Genomic DNA, 15088 nt, shown 5'->3' with positions numbered 1-15088 from the left:
CTGGGTACGCGCCCGAGGCCGACGACGCGATCCGGAAGTACGCCGAGTGGGTCCGTCCCAAGATCGGTCTCCGGTGAGCGACGCCCTCGAACAGTTCGGGTCACGGTCCCGCCAGGACGAGGACCGGGCGGCGGCCGCCGATAGAGGGTGACCGGAGCTGTGACCTCGGATCGTAGTGGCAGAGGTGGCGGCGATGCCTTCGGCGTCCCGGCCCGGGACAGGCCGGGACGCCGAAGGCATCAGAGTACCTGGGCGCCGCTACGCGACCCAGGTCCAGCGCGTGTAGCTGCCGCTGCTCACATAGCAGGAAGCCCAACTGTCGGAGGAGGAATAGTGGCCGACATAGCAGGCCGGTTGAGGTGAGTAGATGGGGTAGTTCGAGGTGACTCCGAACGACAGGGTCTGCTGATAGCCCGCCGCCCCGCACGGAGCGGCGTACACATCCCGAGCGAAACTCCCGCTCGGACTTGTCGGTACGCTGAGGCATCTGCTGCCTTCCAAACCGCTCGGGTTCACCATCACGATCCTGTGGACGCTTTCGCCCCACCATTGAGCGGTGTTGCTCCGGTTGCAGGTGGCCATTTTCACTTCGTAGGCGGCATTTGTTTTGTTGTCGATTGTGCCCTGGAGACACTTCCCGGTCGCGACGTTCTTGATCATGTATTTGGACGTGGCGGAGGCCGGGAGCGCCGGGAACGCCATCTGGGAGACAATAGCGGCCGCTCCGAGCGCGACCAGGGCAACTACCTTGAGCCTCATATCGTTCTTCCTCCTTTGAACGAGGGGCTGTGGAAATCTCGCAACGAAGTTCACCATCACGATGCCGACGGCGATAGCGTCAGATGACGCATTTCTCCGTCGTGATGTGGAAGTTTGGAGGAACGGTGTTCACTGCGCCCTGCCAGGTCGGTGAAAAGCTCCGCGTTGAAGTCGTTGTACTGCCGTAAAATGATGGAAGTACTCGTGGGCAGGAACGGTGAACTCGCGGTCATCGACCAGTTGGTCGATGACGCCCGGGCCGGCGTCGGCCGGGCATTGGTTCTGGAGGGCCCGCCCGGGATCGGCAAGTCCGCGCTACTGGACCATGCCGCGGAGCGAGCCCGGCCCAGATGTGCGTGCTTCGTGTGGCAGGTGTCGAGGGTGAGGCCGAACTGCCCTATGCCACTCTTCACCGGATGCTTCAACCTGCCCTTGACGCGATCGACGACCTGCCCGAGCAGCAGGCATCCGCGCTGAAAGGCGCGTTCGGTATGGGCCGGGCCACCGCCGCGGACCAGTTTCTCGTCGGCGTGGCCACCCTGACGCTGCTGTCCGGGCTCGCTGCCGAGCGTCCGCTCTTGTGCCTGATCGACGACGGTCAATGGGGCGACGCCGGGTCCGCCGAAGCGCTGTATCTCGTGGCTCGCCGCATCGCGTACGACCCCGTAGGCCTCGTGGTGGCGTCCAGGCAGAAGACCGGACCTTCCGGAGACCTGCCGATCAGCGTCGACCCGCCCACGCTCCGGCTGGACGGTTTGGCTCCCGAGGCGGCCGCCGCGCTACTGGCCAGGGAAGCGCCCGCATTGCGGGGGCATCTGCGGGACCGGGTGCTGGAGTCCGCGGCTGGGAACCCACTCGCGCTGATGGAACTGCCCAAGACGGTGAGCGAGGAGAACGACCTGGACGCGGGTCCGTTACCGATCACCGATCGGCTCCAACGTGTCTTCCATGGACGGGTCGGCCGGCTCGGTAAGGCGGCCCGGACCTTGCTGGTCCTGGCGGCGGCGGAGGGCACCGGAGATCTCGCGACGGTGATGCGGGCGGCCGACGTACTGGCCTTGCCGGTCGCCGCGCTCGCCGAGGCGGAGCGCGCCGGATTGGTGATCGTCACTGTCGGTTCGGTCCGGTTCCGGCATCCGCTGGTGAGGGCGGCGGTCTACCAGGCCGCGCTGTTCACCGAGCGGCAGGTCGCTCACCGGGCACTCGCGGAGATCCTGCGGGGCAGCCACCCCGACCGGTGGGCTCGGCACCTCGCCGCGGCGACCCTGGTGCCGGACGAGAAGGTCGCCGCCGCCCTGGAGCGAGTTGCCGACAGCGTCGCCCGGCGCGACGGTCATGCCGCCGCGGCGCGCGTCTACGAACGATCTGCCCAGCTCAGCGAGGAGAACGCCGCCCGGGCACGGCGGCTTGCGGCGGCCGCGACGGCGGCGTTGGAGGCGGGCCGGTTCAGGCAGGCCGAGGAACTCTGCGCCACCGCCGCGCGGCTGACCGACGAGCCGGCTGTTGTGGCTCGGCTCGCCGGCGCCCGCGGGCGGCTCGCGTTCGAGCGCGGCAGCCCGCTGACCGCGGCGCGCATCTCCATCGACGGTGCAGCCCAGATCTCCGACAGTGAACCCCTCGAAGCCGCCAAGCTGCTGGTGGCGGCCGCATATTGGGCCGGTCATGGCGCCGACACGCGACTCGTCGGTGAGGCGGTGACGCTCCTGGACACGCTTGCTCTTCAGCCCGATCACGAATTCCAGCCGTACATGCGGCATGTTCGCGGCTACTACCGGATCCTCCTGGGCGAGGGCGCGGACGAGGCCTTGTTCAGCGCGCCGCGCCCGATCGAGGTCTGGGAGCAGACGTGGACGGCGCGCATGTTGAATGTCGCAGGCAAAGCCGAGGAGGCGCTGGAGGTCGCCTCAGCCATGGTCGCCTCAACCCGAGATGCCGGGTTGATCGGTCATCTGGCGAACGCCTTGTTCCACCAGGCATGCGCTCAGACGCTGCTGGGACGACATCGCGCCGCCGCCGATACGGCGGAGGAGGCCCTGGCCCTGGCCCTGGATACCCGCCAGACGTCGGTGGCCGCTTACCTGCGCGGTTCACTGGCCTGGCTGGCGGCTCTCGATGGGGACGACGAGCGGTGTCGCGCACTCGCGGGGGAGGCGATCCGGCACGCCGATGACTCCGGGACACCGCCGAGCGCGGCGGAGGCGACCTGGGCGCTGGCGCTGCTGGATCTCGGCCATGGCCGTTATGAGGCCGCGTTGAGCCGGATGGCGAACCGGTTTCCGTTCTGGCCCTGCAGCAGCGCGTGGGTTCGAAGCACGGCCGACCACCTGGAAGCGGCCATCCGCGCGGGGGAGCCGGGTATCGCCGCGCGGCGGATGGAGGAACTCGACCGATATGCCGGACGCATCCTTGACCCGTGGGCTCCGGCCACCCTGGCCCGTTGCCGAGCGCTGCTCAGCCCTGCCGGCCAGACCGAACCATATTTCGCGGCGGCGCTGCGGGACGGTTCAGCACTCCATCGGCCGTTCGAGCAGGCGCGCACGCTGCTGGCCTACGGTGAATGGTTGCGGCGCGAGCACCGCAGGGCCGACGCGCGGGTTCGGCTCAGAGCCGCGCTGGAGATCTTCCAGCGCCTGGGGGCCCGGCTCTGGGCGGTCCGTGCCCGTGAGGAGCTCCGTGCCACCGGCGACAACTCCTCTGGCGCCGCCCCGGCCTCCGGTCCGGCCGCGAAGCTCACCGCGCAGGAGCTTCGGGTCGCGCGGCTCGCGGCGACCGGCGCCACCAACCGCGAGATCGCCGCACAGCTCTTCCTCAGTCCGCGTACCGTGGCCCAGCACCTCCACCGGGCCTATCCCAAGCTCGACATCACCACCCGCACGCAGCTCGCCAGCCTCGACCTCGACGCGTGACGCCCCGCCTGGCCAGCGAGGTGAAGCGCCGTCACCCGCCACGGACGATCGTGGTCATCCGTGGCGGGTGGCGGCGGCGGGTGAACCGCCGGGTTACTGCGGTGCCGCGCCTACGAACAGCGCAACCTGCTGGAATACTGCCCCGCGTGCGGATCCGGATCGCGGTGACCGCCGCGCCGATCACCGCCGGCAGCAGTCCATCCCCTTCCGACTGCAGGTCTCCATGCGGACAGACCTGCACTACGTGCTCCGCGACCTGCTGCGTACCCGCAACCTGTTCGACGATCGCGGTCGCCGCGCTGCGGCGTGCCGTCGGCGCCATCATCGAGGGCCGTTCCGCGCTGCTCGTACTGGACTCCGCGCTGCTGATCCTCGTCGAGGGCGCCCTCCAGCTGATCTTCGTGGTCACCTTCGTCCGGACCCACCGGAACTGGTTCACCGGCGCCGCGTCGACGGCGCCGATTTCACGTCACGGTAGCCGGCTGAAGGCCCGCCCTCTGTTGACGGTGCCGGTTCGCGGGGCCCGGCACGATTAAAAGAGGCCGCCGTTGACGTCCAGCACCGTTCCCGCCATGTAGGACGATTCGTCGTCGAGCAGGAACGCGACCGCCGCGGCGACCTCCTCGGCGGTCCCGAACCTGCCGCTGGGAATCGACCGGCGGTACTGCTTGCGGCGATCCGCCGGGATCAGCGCGGCCATCTCGGTGTCGATGACTCCGGGAGCGACCGCGTTGACCCTGACGCCCTGTGCGGCGTAGGCCCGGCCGAGTCCCCTCGTCATGGCGATCAGTCCGCCTTTGGAAGCCGCGTACGAGGGATCTGGACTGCCCATCTCGCCGCTGACGGACGCCACGTTCACCACGCTCGCACGAGTACCGCCCGCGACATGCCTGCCGATGAACTCACGGCACAGCACGAGCGGAGCGACGAGGTTGACGGCCATGACTTCTTCGATGTACCGCTCATCGGTTTCCGGGAGGTGCACCGCGCGGTAGATCCCCGCCGCATTGACCAATGCTGTCGGCAGTCCCATATCCGATGCGACCAGGCCGACGAGCGCCGACGCCTGCCCGTGATCGCTGAGGTCCACCGGGTAATGCATGTCGGCGGTCGATGGCTTCAGATCGGCCCCGGCGGTCCGCCATCCCTTTCGCCGCAGGACGTCCACGATCGCCTGTCCGATTCCGCCGGCCGCCCCGGTCACCAAGGCGATGCGCTTGTCACCCACGTTCGCGAAGTCTTCCAGCATCATTTGTCGGACAATACTACCTAGTGATCATTAAAACGATGAGACTATCCGGCGGTGACCAGGCGGGCGAGGATGACGCCGGCGACGATGAGGGCGAGCGCTCCGAGCCGTCCGGCGGTGAGCGGGTCGTGGTTGACGATCACGCCGAGCGTGATGGCGCCGACGGCGCCGATGCCGACGAACACGGCGTACGCGGTGCCGACGGGGATGGTGCGCATCGCCAGGGTGAGGGGATAGACGGCGGCGACCGCCAACGCCAGGCACAGCACCGTGGGAAGGGGACGAGTGAAGTTCTCGGTCGGTTTGATGCTCTGGGACCAGGCGACCTCCAGCAGGCCGGCCGTCACCAGCCAGATCCAGCTCATCGGGACACCTCGGCGGCCGCGGGCAACAGGGGTTCGAGAGCGTCCAGCAGCCGGTCCAGTTCCTCGACGGTGTTGTAGCCGTGCGGCGAGAATCGCAGGGCACCGCTGCGGGCGCCGACGACGAACCCGCGAGCCCGTAGCCGGTCGCCGAGCGTCACGGCGTCGTGGCCGGGAAACGTCACGCTGACGATCCCGGAGCCGTGCCCGGGGGACCGTTGGGTGATCACTGTGGCGCCGAGGCGCGCGAGGCCGTCGCAGAGGTGCTCGCACAGAGCGTCCACGTGTGCCCAGATCGTCGTCACATCCGCGTCCAGGAGCAGTTCCAGCGACGCGCCGAGGGCCGCGACGCCGGAGATGTTCGGCATGCCTCCTTCGTAGCGGCGGGCGCTGCGGTCGTAGGCGAACGCGAGTTCGTCCCACTGCTCGCGGTGGGTCATGGAGTTCCAGCCGGGTTCCAGCGGGCGCAGCCGGTCGCGGTGCTTTCCGCGTACGTAGAGCAAGCCGGTGCCGGGAGGTCCGAGCAGCCATTTGTGGCCGTCGGCCATCGCGAAGTCCACCCCCCAGGCGTCCAGGTGGGCGGGGATCACGCCGAGCCCTTGGATCACGTCGGCGCAGAGCAGCGCCCCCGCGTCGTGGGCGACCCGGGCGAGCGCGGGCACGTCGACGCGCCATCCGCGGCGGAACTGCACCCAGCTGGTGGACACCACCGCCGGTGGCGGGCCGGCCGCGATCGCGTCGGCGAACACCTGTGTCGGCAGGGTCTCCGCGGTTCCGACCGGGCCGACCAGGTCGACCCGCACGCCACGCTCGCGCAGGGCGAGCCATGGGTACAGCGACGAGGGGAAGTCGAGGTCGCAGACGACGACGCGGTCGCCCGGGCCGAGGTCCAGGCCGCTCGCGACCAGGCCGAGGCCGGCCGTGGTGTTCCTGATGAAGGCCACGTCCTCGCTGGGCGCTCCCATCAGCCGGGCGCCGCGATCGCGGACCTCCTCGACGTGGGCTTTGTGATCGGGCCAGGCGAGTTCTCCGGAGCGGGCGATTTCCATCGCCCGCTGGGACATGGCCTCGACCGCGGGTGAGGGGATCGGCCCCATTCCGGCGTGGTTGAGGTAGACCCAGCGATCGGTGGCGGGGAACTTGTCTCGCGGCAGGGGCGGTGCAGTCATCGTTTCCTTTCGAGTATGTGGACACACTGTCCGGTTAGGGCTACGGTACCCAACAACCGGACTCGGTGTCCACATCGCCTCGGTTAGACGACTGTCGTCGAGGTGGCGCCGGATTTCGGGCGGAACACCTGGACCCGTCCTCGGCGGCGGGGCACCAGGCGCTGTGTTTGCTAACGTTTCCGGTGGAAGGCGCCTCGCGAGGAAGGGACCGGCCGGGTGAGCACCGCTGACCTTCCCGTACTTGGTCAGTCCGAGACGTTCGCCGAACGCGCGGACGCGGCCCACAACCGCCGGCGGATCCTCGCGGCTGCGGCGAAGTTGTTCGCCGCGCCGCCGGCAGGCGGAGTCACCATGGACGCGGTCGCACGGGCGGCGGGGGTGGGGCGCGCCACGCTCTACCGTCGCTACCCGGATGTCGCCTCACTCGCCCTCGCCCTGCTCGACGAGCATGAGCGCAGGTTGCAGGAACAGATCCTGCGGGGCGATCCGCCGCTGGGCCCCGGTGCCCCACCGGCCGAACGACTGGGCGCCTTCTACGCGGCGATGGTGACCCTGCTCGAAGAACATGCGCCGCTGCTGCTCGGAGCCGAGGTAGGACGGTCGCGCTTCGCGCCGGGCTCCTACCGTTTCTGGAGCAGCCATGTCCGGGTGCTCCTCGTTGCCGCCGGGACCACGGATCCCGAACCGCTGGTGGACCTCCTGCTCGCCCCGCTCGCTCCCGAGGTCTATCTGCACCAGCGGCACGAGCGCGGCTACACGACGGAGCGGATCGTCGCCGCGCTGACGCGGCTCGCTGAAGGCGTCCTTGGCCCGGTGACGTCCCAGCGGTGACGGGCGGGCCCCCGGGGCCATGCTCGCCCCGCGGTGGCACGGCGTTTCGGCGCAGTCGAGGCCCGCGACCCCGGCCCGGTCGACGACGTGGCCGTGCGTTGCTCCTTGATGATCCGCGCGAAGGCCTCGGGCACACCCATGCTCCCGAACTCCCAGACCGCCGGTCCGGTGGCGCCAGAGGCGAGATCGCAGCAGTTGCTACAACAATCAAAGCAGCTACTATGACATACGTAGTAAACGAGCTTGGCCCGCGCCGAGGGGACCTCGGTCGCGCGGGCCTCGTCATATCGCGCCATCGGCGACCAGCACAGGGAGACGTATCGGTGAGTGGGATCGAGCGCATGGACCTCGGCACGTTCGGGATCTACACCTTCGACTTCGAACACCAACCGGCCGTGCGCATGCGCGAGTCGGTCCAGGAGCTGGAGGAACTCGGCTGGCGGGCGTTATGGATACCCGAAGTCTTCGGACGGGAGGCGCTGACGCACGCCGGCTATCTGCTGTCCTGCACCGAGCGGATGCACATCGCCAACGGCATCGCGCCGATCTGGTCCCGCGGCGCCTCCTGGACCTACGCCGCCGCGCTGCTGCTGGCCGACGCCTATCCCGGCCGGCACGTGCTCGGCCTGGGGTTCGGCGGCGTACCGCGGCCGGGCGTCAAGCCGCTGGCGGCCATGACCGCGTACCTCGACGAGATGGACGCGCTGAAGACGGCCAACCCCCTGCCGAAGGTTCCGATGCGCCGCGTCCTTGCCGCGTACGGGCCCAAGATGCTCCACCTGGCCAGGGACCGCGCCGTCGGCGCCCAGACGTACCACGTCAACGTGGCGCACACCGCGCAGGCACGGGAAATCCTCGGCCCGGAGGCGTTCCTGGCCGTCGAGCATCCGGTGCTGTTCGAGACCGACCCTGAAAGCGCCCGGGCAATCGCGCGTGAGCACCTGCACCTCTACCTGAACACCCCGTACAACATCGCGAAGTTCCGCCGGTTGGGCTACGCGGAGGAGGAGATCGCAGGCGGCGGCAGCGACCGGCTCGTCGACGACTTCGTGTTCTGGGGCGACCTGGATACCGTCGTCCGCAAGCTGCGCGCCCACCTCGACGCCGGCGCCGACCACGTCGCGGTACAGGTGATCGGGATCGACCCGGGCGAGTCCGCGATGCCCTACTGGCGGCAGCTCGCCTCCGCGCTCCTGCCCCGGCACGCCTCCCGGTGACGCAGAGCCGTCCGGGGCCGGAGCTCAGGACGGGCCGACGATAGGTCAGGAGGAGCCGATGACAACGGCCCGTACGTACGGTGATCCGTGCGCCGCCGCGCGCGCTCTCGATGTGGTCGGCGAGCGCTGGGCGCTGATGATCGTCCGAGAGTTGCTCTTCGGCCCCAAGCGGTACAGCGACCTGAAGACCGGCCTGCCCGGCGCCAGCCCCACCGTGCTGACGCAGCGGCTGCGTGATCTGAAGGAAGGCGGCGTCATCCAGCGGCGTAAGCTCGGCCCACCGGCCCGGGCCTGGGTGTACGAGCTCACCGAATGGGGGCACGAACTCGAGCCCGTCCTCATCTACCTGGGCCGTTGGGGCCGCAACTCCCCGCCGCTGACGCACGCGACCACGACGCTGGGCACGGACTCCCTGATGCTGGCCATGGAGAGCCATCTCGACCCTGCTCTCCTGGCCGGCCTGGAGGCGCTCTTCCGGCTGGAGATCGACGAGGACGTCTTCACCGTCCGTATCTCCGGCGGCGTACTCGCCATCCAACGGGGCGAGCCGCAGCGGTGGGACGCGGCCGTACGCACCGACCCCGCGACCTTCAAGGCACTGGTGATCGACGAAGTCCCCCTAAGCCAGGTAGGGGACCGGGTGGAGATCAGCGGTGACGGCGGCGCCTTCGAGCGGTTTCTCGGTGCCCTCACCGAGCTCTGACCGCGCTGCCGCGAACCTCGGCGGGCGGTGAAAGGACCGGGTGACTGTCCAGATGCGAAGCGCCGTGAACGGATCTGCCGGCAGCGGCATGGCCGGCCACGTGGATGTCGCCGGCTACCTTGGCAGGCTCGACCTCGGTGAGCTCACGCAGCACAGGCCAAGAGTCGAGGCTCTCGAGGTGTTGCACAGGGCACACGCCGAGCGGGTGCCGTGCGAGTGCCTGGAGGTCCGGCTCGACCGGCCCACCACCGTGGACCCCGCCGAGTCGGCGCGGCGCGTGGCGGGTGGCGGCGGATACTGCTTCCACCTCAACGGGGGGCGTTCTCGCTGCTGCTCCGCGCCCTGGGTTACCAGGTGACCAGGCATGTCGGCGGGATTCAGAACATCGCGGCCTCCGCTGCCTGGGCCGGCGCCAATCATCTGGTGCTCACTGTCTCCGGACTGCCGTCGTCCGAGGCGCCCGACGGCCGCTGGCTCGTCGACCTCGGCATGGGGACGGCCCGCGTCCCGACAGCGTCGGCCGTCGGTCAAGGTCTCCCAGGACCCCCACTTTCCGCCGCACGGGAGTTGATCGGGTGGTCGTGTGGCTGACGAGCATTCCGCGTGAAGGGCCGACCTCGCCGGTTCACCGTTGATCTTCATGGAGCGACCTCATGAATGGTTTCCGCGGGAAATTCCACGCGATGCGGGCCTTCGCGGCGGAGCGCGGCTGGACCTTCGCCCTCTCGGGCGAAAAGGAAGGCGCGCTCCTCGAGCAGCTGCACGGGGAGCCGTTCCACCTGCCCGAGCCGACCACTGATGCGTTCCCTTACCCGGTGCTGGGCCGCCACCGGCATCGGCTGTCAGACGTGATGCACGGCGGGTTCCGCGACCGGTCCGCGGTCGTCTTCACGTACACGCGCGAACAGGAGATCCTCGATGACGGCTTCGGCCGCCGTGGCCGCGAGAACTCGTGCCACTGGATCGCCGCCCTGCTGGACCTGCCGGCTCCGGTGCCGCTCCTGCAGGTGACGCCGCGCACGCCGGCCCCGGCCGCCTACCCGGGTGTCACGACCGGCGATCCGCGCGTAGACGAGCGGTTCCACGTCCACGCCGCCGACGCCGCATGGGCGGCCAGGGCGCTGCGTGACCTGGCCCCGGCGCTGCTCGACCGGCCCGCCCGGGCGTGGCGGATCTCGAGTACGTCCATCCTGACGTGGACCTGGATTCCTCCGACGCCTGGTATTCCACTCGACCAGGTCGATGCCGCACTGGACCACCTGGCCACGGTCGCCGGGTGTCTCATGCCATCGGCCTGAACCGCGGTCGCCGGGGCGGGTCGCCCGGCCGTGGGGACGCCCGGATCCGGCGCGGCATCACGTCGGTGATCACCGTGTCCGTCCGAGCCCGGTCCCTGACTTGGCTCACGTTTCGAGATCACGGGTGAGTGCAGAGCGCTGACCTCGTGGTCCCCCGCCGGGAATGACGAAAAATGCGCACTAAACCGATCACGTCTCCACGCTGGTGGCCGTGTCTCCGTACGTGCGGACGGTGAAAACGGCCTCCGGCGCCCGTGCGGTGCAGATCGTGTACTCCTCCCGCCGCGGGTCACGCCAGATCGAGCACATCGGACCAGCGCACGACGACGCCGAACTGGAGACGCTCAAGGCGGTGGCGCGGCAACGGCTGACCGCCGGGTCAAGCAGTGGCGGCGCGAGCACCCCCACCCCCCGTTCCCCGACGGGTACATCTTCATCCAGCCCTGGCCTTTTAGCGCAAGCCGGCCCCGACGCGATCAGATGATCTACTACCAGTACCGGGCCGACCGGGCCCGGCGCACGCTACGCAGGATCGACGAGCAACTCGCCTAGGAGGCCAGCTCCGGGACGGTGAAGATGTCGGGGAACGCGAGGTGCCAGTGGAAGAACCGGTATTCGTCGCGTAGCCTCACAATTTCGTCATGGGTGCTCTGAGGGGCGGCCGTGGCCTGCGGATCCTGCAGCGCTCGGAAGACGTCGTGTGTGATCGCAGGCGGAGCGTCCCTGGTCTTGTGCCACATGAACACCGCGCACCAGGCGTCCGCCAGATGCTGGGCCTGGACGTACTCAGGTGAGGACTCGGGCCGCGGCTCTCCACGATCCGCCGCGGGACCAGCGCCACCACGACCGCGCCGACGGGCACGTTGACCCAGAAGACCCACTACCGTTCAGGCCCTACCTGATCGCTCCGCCGCTCAGCGGCCCGAGGGCGACCGCCAGGTGTGCGCATGTTCAGCGCGGGCGTGACGAGGTCGAACCAGGGATACAGGTCGGCTGCCCGTTGAGCGCGCCTCCAGGGTGTCGTCAGCCGCCACGGCACGGGCCCCGTCGACGACTCGGGGTGCGGGGCGCGGTCCGGCTCCGGACCCGGGCTTTCCGGCGAGAAGGACGCGCTTAATGGTGAGCGGCTAGGGGGGCCGGTTCGGGGAGGGGGAACAGTCCGAGGAACCGCTCGACCAAGGGCAGTGGGCCGTCGACTACGAGGCTGCCGCTTGCAAGCGCGTCGGTGAGGGGGCGGCCGCCGTGCAGCACTGCGGCCAAGGTGCGGGAATCGGTATCCATCGTCACGTCCGCGTGGTCAGCCGCTCCGCGGGCGAGATCGAGCCGGCCGTCGGAGACCTTGATCCGGAACTGCTGCTCGCCGAGCTTGAGGGCGATGGTGACGTCCAGTCCTGTGGCGGCCCGCGGGTCGAACAGCGCCCGCAGGGACACGACCAGGGAATCGATCCCGATCTCGCCATCATGCGGCAGCGCTGGCGAGCGGCTGGCCCAGCGGCCGAGTTGGATAACGATCGGCTCGAGCTCCATGCCCCACTCGGTCAACTCATACACCCACGAACTTGCTGGGGCGGGGAGCTTGCGCCGCTGCACGATGCCGGAGGCGGTCATGTCGCGCAGCCGCTGTGTCAGCACGTCCGCGCTGACGCCCGGCATGCCGTCACGGAGGTCGGTGAAGCGTTTGGGACCGAAGAGCAGTTCGCGTGCGACGAGCAGCATCCATCGTTCCCCGACCACGTCGAGGGCGTGTGCCACCGCGCATCCGTCGTCGTACTTCCGCTTGCCCACCATACTTCGAGTCTAGCAGTGGCGGTAAGGAATCACACCTCGATAGTTGTACATTCCAACTATATAGTCGCGGTCGTCAAAGATCTCTCAGACCCTGACGCCGTAGCCATGCCGGTCATCCAGTCGTCGCAGTGACGCGACGTCCACCCCCCGTCATCTATCCGGAGAAGCAGTGATCGCACAAGGTGGCATGGCTTTGCTGGTGAGAGTCGACCGCGGCGGTGTACTAGCAGTTGCATCTGAACCCGGAAGCCAACACCGGGACTGTAGTGTTGCGATCATGCTCGTGCTGACGCGCACCGAGGTCGAACGGCTGTTCCCCCCGCCGAGTACGTCGGCCTCATAAAGGACGCCTTCGTCGCCCACGCCACCGGCGGTACGCTGCCCAGCCGGCTGGCACATCTGGACAGCGGTACCGGCGAGTTCCACATCAAGGCGAGCGGCGCGGACGACGCCGTCGCAGTCAAGATCGGTGCCTGTTTCTACGACCGGCCGGCGACACTGGGCCTAGAGAGCATCGTCGGCGTCATCACGCTGTTCGACGGACGGACGGGACAGCCGCTGCTGCTCATGGAATCGGCGGCCGTCCCCCGGATACGTCCCGCCGCCACGACGGCGGCCGCCGTGCGGCACCTGCCCGGCGCGGGAGGTCCCGAGCCGCTCACCACTGGTGCCAGAGCAGTGTGTAGCTCCTCGTGGGTCGCAAACGATCTATGAAGGATCTCCCCAGCGCACACAGCAGTCTCTTTCGAGATACATACCCTTAAGGGATCGTTCGCCGTTCGGGCGGGTTGGGCAGGTGGTGGGTAAGGGGGAGCCGCCATGACAGCCAGCGACGACCTGGAGGATTGGGCGGGGTATGGGTTCAGCGCGGAACTCGTCAGAGCCCTGTTCCACGGTTTGCGCGTGGGTCTGTACGTGGTCGACCATACGGGGAAGATCCTCCTGGTCAATCCGTATGCCGAGAGGCTGCTCGATCGTCCCGCACGGCAGATGCTCGGAGCCGACGCCCACGACCTGCTGCACCGCAACGCCGACGGAAGCCCGGTCCCCCGGGAGGACTGCCAGATTCTGGCCGCGTTTTCCGAGGGGGTGTACGTCCGCAGCGACGAGTTGTGGTCTACCCGCGGATCCGGAGGCATGGTCCCCTTGGGCGTGATGGTTGCCCCGCTCCCGTTGGGCGGGGGGAAGGACATGGGCTCAGTGGTCCTGTTCTACGACCTGAGCCGGCACAAGGCCGTGGAACACAAGCAGGCGGCCGCCCTGGCGGCACTGAAGAAGCTGACCGACCGGTTGTCGCTGATGGCCGAGACCAGCACCGTGCTGGCCTCCACCCTGAAGGTGGATGAGGCGCTCCGGCGGCTGTCTCATCTGCTGGTGCCCCGGCTGGCCGACTGGGCGATGATCGACCTGCTCAGCCCCAACGGCGACGGGGTGGACAGGGTGGCGGTCGTGGTCAAGCAGGGCCAGAGCGGTATCGAGTACAAGCAGTGGGAGGGGCCGCTTCCGGCGTTTCCGGAGACCTCCCAGGCGCCGATGGCGCGAGTGCTGCGCGGCGGCCCCGCGGTGCTGTTCGGCCCTAAGGATCTGGCCGAGCGAATTGACCCGGAGGAGTACAACGTCCAGCGGCGGCGGCCGTACGACGAGTTGGGTGCCCATTCGGTCATCATCGCGCCGCTGCGTACGCCGCGCCGGGTGCTGGGTGCGCTCATCCTGGCCCGGTACGAGACCTCCCCGGTGTACGACTCGGCCGATCTATCCCTTGTCGGCGACATCGCCAGCCGGGCCGGGCTCGCCGTGGACAACGCGGACATGTTCAAGGAGCAACGTCGGTTCGCCTCCTCCACCTCTCACGAGCTCAGAACGCCGCTTGCCGGTCTCCGCGCCCGGCTCGAGGAGGCGATGCTCTACCCCGCCGACGTCGACCCGCACGAGACCATCAGGGAGGCGCTGGCGGTCACCGAGCGGCTGGAGACGATCGTCGACGACCTGTTGGTGCTGGCTCGGCTCCGTGCCGGAGGGCCGGCCGCGTACGAGCCGATCGACGTCGGTGCGCTGGTGGCGAAGGAGGTGGCGGCCATGGCGGGTGGCGTGCCGGTCCACGTCGACGCGGGCCGGGATGTGAACGTTCTGGGCAACCGGATCCAGCTGATCCGGGTCATCGACAACCTCCTGGTCAACGCCCGGCGGCACGCGGACAAAAGGGTCGAGGTCACCGTGGGACGAGTGGAGGGCTCGGCCGCCATCACCGTGTGCGACGACGGTGCTGGAATCGCGCCGCAGGACCGAGAGCGCGTATTTGAGCGCTTCGTCCGACTGGACGAGGGCCGGCGCAGGGAGCCGGGAGGCAGCGGGCTCGGCCTGGCCATCTCGCGCGACATCGCCCACGCCCACAACGGGACCCTCACGATCGAAGACTCACCGCGTGGTGCCCGGTTCGTCCTCCGGCTTCCCCTGACAGACAGGCATCCGTAGCCTTCGCGGACCTCCGGCCGTCCTCGGGTTATCGGAATTCGTAGCGGGATCTCCACCGCGACGATGACACGGGTGGAGCTGTCCGCGATCTGGAGTGTCGCGGGGCCCCTGGTCTGTGTGTCCAACTGAGTGACACCCACAGTGCCCTAACGCATCCGTCCAAGCACTCCCATGCACACCTCCAATAGCCCCCCACCAGTACAAACACCAGCTCAGTCGCTCATGATCCATGCACTGAAAAGCGGAAGGTCGGCAGTTCGACCCTGCCCCTGACCACAGCGCCTGAACAGCCCAAACGCCCCGCCCATGATCTTATGGACGGGGCGTGAGTGTC

General features: G+C 68.8%; 16 protein-coding genes. 11 read left to right on the top strand and 5 right to left on the bottom strand.

Translation table 11 applies throughout. From position 1 onward, the window contains the following. Window positions 1-258: 258 nt before the first annotated feature. The gene (locus Mco01_RS36435; protein WP_204061371.1) at window positions 259-759 is read right to left on the bottom strand and encodes a ricin-type beta-trefoil lectin domain protein; all 501 of its coding nucleotides are present in this window, start codon (window positions 757-759) and stop codon (window positions 259-261) included. Between the two features lie 189 nt (window positions 760-948). Between Mco01_RS36435 and Mco01_RS40390 the strand changes: the two genes are divergently transcribed. The 3 genes from Mco01_RS40390 to Mco01_RS36420 all read left to right on the top strand — a co-directional run bounded on the left by Mco01_RS40390 (window position 949) and on the right by Mco01_RS36420 (window position 4201). Continuing rightward, entirely contained in the window at window positions 949-1236 is a 288-nt protein-coding gene (locus Mco01_RS40390) for an AAA family ATPase (RefSeq protein ID WP_372445023.1), read from the top strand. Then, entirely contained in the window at window positions 1125-3665 is a 2541-nt protein-coding gene (locus tag Mco01_RS36425; RefSeq protein WP_239104190.1) for a LuxR C-terminal-related transcriptional regulator, read from the top strand. Before Mco01_RS40390 ends, Mco01_RS36425 begins: the two co-directional genes overlap by 112 nt. A 146-nt stretch (window positions 3666-3811) precedes the next feature. Beyond that, window positions 3812-4201, top strand: a complete 390-nt coding sequence (locus Mco01_RS36420) for a hypothetical protein (protein WP_204061368.1) — start codon at window positions 3812-3814, stop codon at window positions 4199-4201. On the opposite strand, the gene Mco01_RS36415 is transcribed toward Mco01_RS36420, so the two are convergent. From Mco01_RS36415 to Mco01_RS36405, 3 genes are read right to left on the bottom strand one after another with little or no spacing between them, the layout of a single operon-like run. Then, on the bottom strand, window positions 4198-4917 hold the full coding sequence (locus tag Mco01_RS36415) for an SDR family NAD(P)-dependent oxidoreductase (RefSeq protein WP_204061367.1): 720 nt from the start codon (window positions 4915-4917) through the stop codon (window positions 4198-4200). The two genes, Mco01_RS36420 and Mco01_RS36415, sit on opposite strands and share 4 nt — an antisense overlap. Before the next feature lie 41 nt (window positions 4918-4958). After that, window positions 4959-5279, bottom strand: coding sequence for a DMT family transporter (locus tag Mco01_RS36410; RefSeq protein WP_204061366.1), 321 nt, complete (start codon window positions 5277-5279; stop codon window positions 4959-4961). Beyond that, a complete protein-coding gene (locus tag Mco01_RS36405; protein ID WP_204061365.1) occupies window positions 5276-6445 on the bottom strand; it encodes an aminotransferase class V-fold PLP-dependent enzyme in 1170 nt (389 codons plus the stop codon). Before Mco01_RS36405 ends, Mco01_RS36410 begins: the two co-directional genes overlap by 4 nt. A gap of 216 nt (window positions 6446-6661) precedes the next feature. Here Mco01_RS36405 and Mco01_RS36400 point away from each other — a divergent pair, with 216 nt between their 5' ends. The 6 genes from Mco01_RS36400 to Mco01_RS36380 all read left to right on the top strand — a co-directional run bounded on the left by Mco01_RS36400 (window position 6662) and on the right by Mco01_RS36380 (window position 10494). Further along, window positions 6662-7276, top strand: coding sequence for a TetR/AcrR family transcriptional regulator (locus Mco01_RS36400; RefSeq protein WP_204061364.1), 615 nt, complete (start codon window positions 6662-6664; stop codon window positions 7274-7276). Between the two features lie 323 nt (window positions 7277-7599). Continuing rightward, a complete protein-coding gene (locus Mco01_RS36395; protein WP_204061363.1) occupies window positions 7600-8493 on the top strand; it encodes a TIGR03620 family F420-dependent LLM class oxidoreductase in 894 nt (297 codons plus the stop codon). Between the two features lie 58 nt (window positions 8494-8551). Beyond that, window positions 8552-9196, top strand: a complete 645-nt coding sequence (locus Mco01_RS36390; protein WP_204061362.1) for a winged helix-turn-helix transcriptional regulator — start codon at window positions 8552-8554, stop codon at window positions 9194-9196. A 64-nt stretch (window positions 9197-9260) separates the two neighbouring features. After that, a complete protein-coding gene (locus tag Mco01_RS39525; RefSeq protein WP_239104189.1) occupies window positions 9261-9554 on the top strand; it encodes an arylamine N-acetyltransferase in 294 nt (97 codons plus the stop codon). Then, on the top strand, window positions 9551-9787 hold the full coding sequence (locus Mco01_RS39520; protein WP_239104188.1) for an arylamine N-acetyltransferase family protein: 237 nt from the start codon (window positions 9551-9553) through the stop codon (window positions 9785-9787). Before Mco01_RS39525 ends, Mco01_RS39520 begins: the two co-directional genes overlap by 4 nt. Before the next feature lie 62 nt (window positions 9788-9849). After that, a complete protein-coding gene (locus Mco01_RS36380; protein ID WP_204061361.1) occupies window positions 9850-10494 on the top strand; it encodes a hypothetical protein in 645 nt (214 codons plus the stop codon). Between the two features lie 1113 nt (window positions 10495-11607). Here the strand turns inward: Mco01_RS36380 and Mco01_RS36375 are convergent. Next, window positions 11608-12282, bottom strand: coding sequence for a winged helix-turn-helix transcriptional regulator (locus Mco01_RS36375; protein ID WP_204061360.1), 675 nt, complete (start codon window positions 12280-12282; stop codon window positions 11608-11610). 339 nt (window positions 12283-12621) lie between these two features. Here Mco01_RS36375 and Mco01_RS40385 point away from each other — a divergent pair, with 339 nt between their 5' ends. Together Mco01_RS40385 and Mco01_RS36365 are read left to right on the top strand one after the other, a co-directional pair. Then, a complete protein-coding gene (locus Mco01_RS40385) occupies window positions 12622-12996 on the top strand; it encodes a hypothetical protein (protein WP_204061376.1) in 375 nt (124 codons plus the stop codon). Window positions 12997-13101: 105 nt separating this feature from the next. Next, entirely contained in the window at window positions 13102-14754 is a 1653-nt protein-coding gene (locus Mco01_RS36365; RefSeq protein WP_204061359.1) for an ATP-binding protein, read from the top strand. Window positions 14755-15088: the final 334 nt, after the last annotated feature.

The organism is Microbispora corallina (assembly GCF_016863035.1).
GTDB lineage: Bacteria > Actinomycetota > Actinomycetes > Streptosporangiales > Streptosporangiaceae > Microbispora > Microbispora corallina.
Note: the sequence above shows the minus strand (reverse complement) of the source record. Positions and strands in the feature narration are given on the sequence as shown.

Excerpts from the sequence above, each read along its gene's own strand:
- Mco01_RS36415 (WP_204061367.1), bottom strand. The coding sequence starts at position 4,917 with ATGATGCTGGAAGACTTCGCGAACGTGGGTGACAAGCGCATCGCCTTG.
- Mco01_RS36435 (WP_204061371.1), bottom strand. The coding sequence starts at position 759 with ATGAGGCTCAAGGTAGTTGCCCTGGTCGCGCTCGGAGCGGCCGCTATT.
- Mco01_RS36380 (WP_204061361.1), top strand. The coding sequence starts at position 9,850 with ATGAATGGTTTCCGCGGGAAATTCCACGCGATGCGGGCCTTCGCGGCG.
- Mco01_RS36365 (WP_204061359.1), top strand. The coding sequence starts at position 13,102 with ATGACAGCCAGCGACGACCTGGAGGATTGGGCGGGGTATGGGTTCAGC.
- Mco01_RS36390 (WP_204061362.1), top strand. The coding sequence starts at position 8,552 with ATGACAACGGCCCGTACGTACGGTGATCCGTGCGCCGCCGCGCGCGCT.
- Mco01_RS36375 (WP_204061360.1), bottom strand. The coding sequence starts at position 12,282 with ATGGTGGGCAAGCGGAAGTACGACGACGGATGCGCGGTGGCACACGCC.
- Mco01_RS36405 (WP_204061365.1), bottom strand. The coding sequence starts at position 6,445 with ATGACTGCACCGCCCCTGCCGCGAGACAAGTTCCCCGCCACCGATCGC.
- Mco01_RS40390 (WP_372445023.1), top strand. The coding sequence starts at position 949 with ATGATGGAAGTACTCGTGGGCAGGAACGGTGAACTCGCGGTCATCGAC.
- Mco01_RS36410 (WP_204061366.1), bottom strand. The coding sequence starts at position 5,279 with ATGAGCTGGATCTGGCTGGTGACGGCCGGCCTGCTGGAGGTCGCCTGG.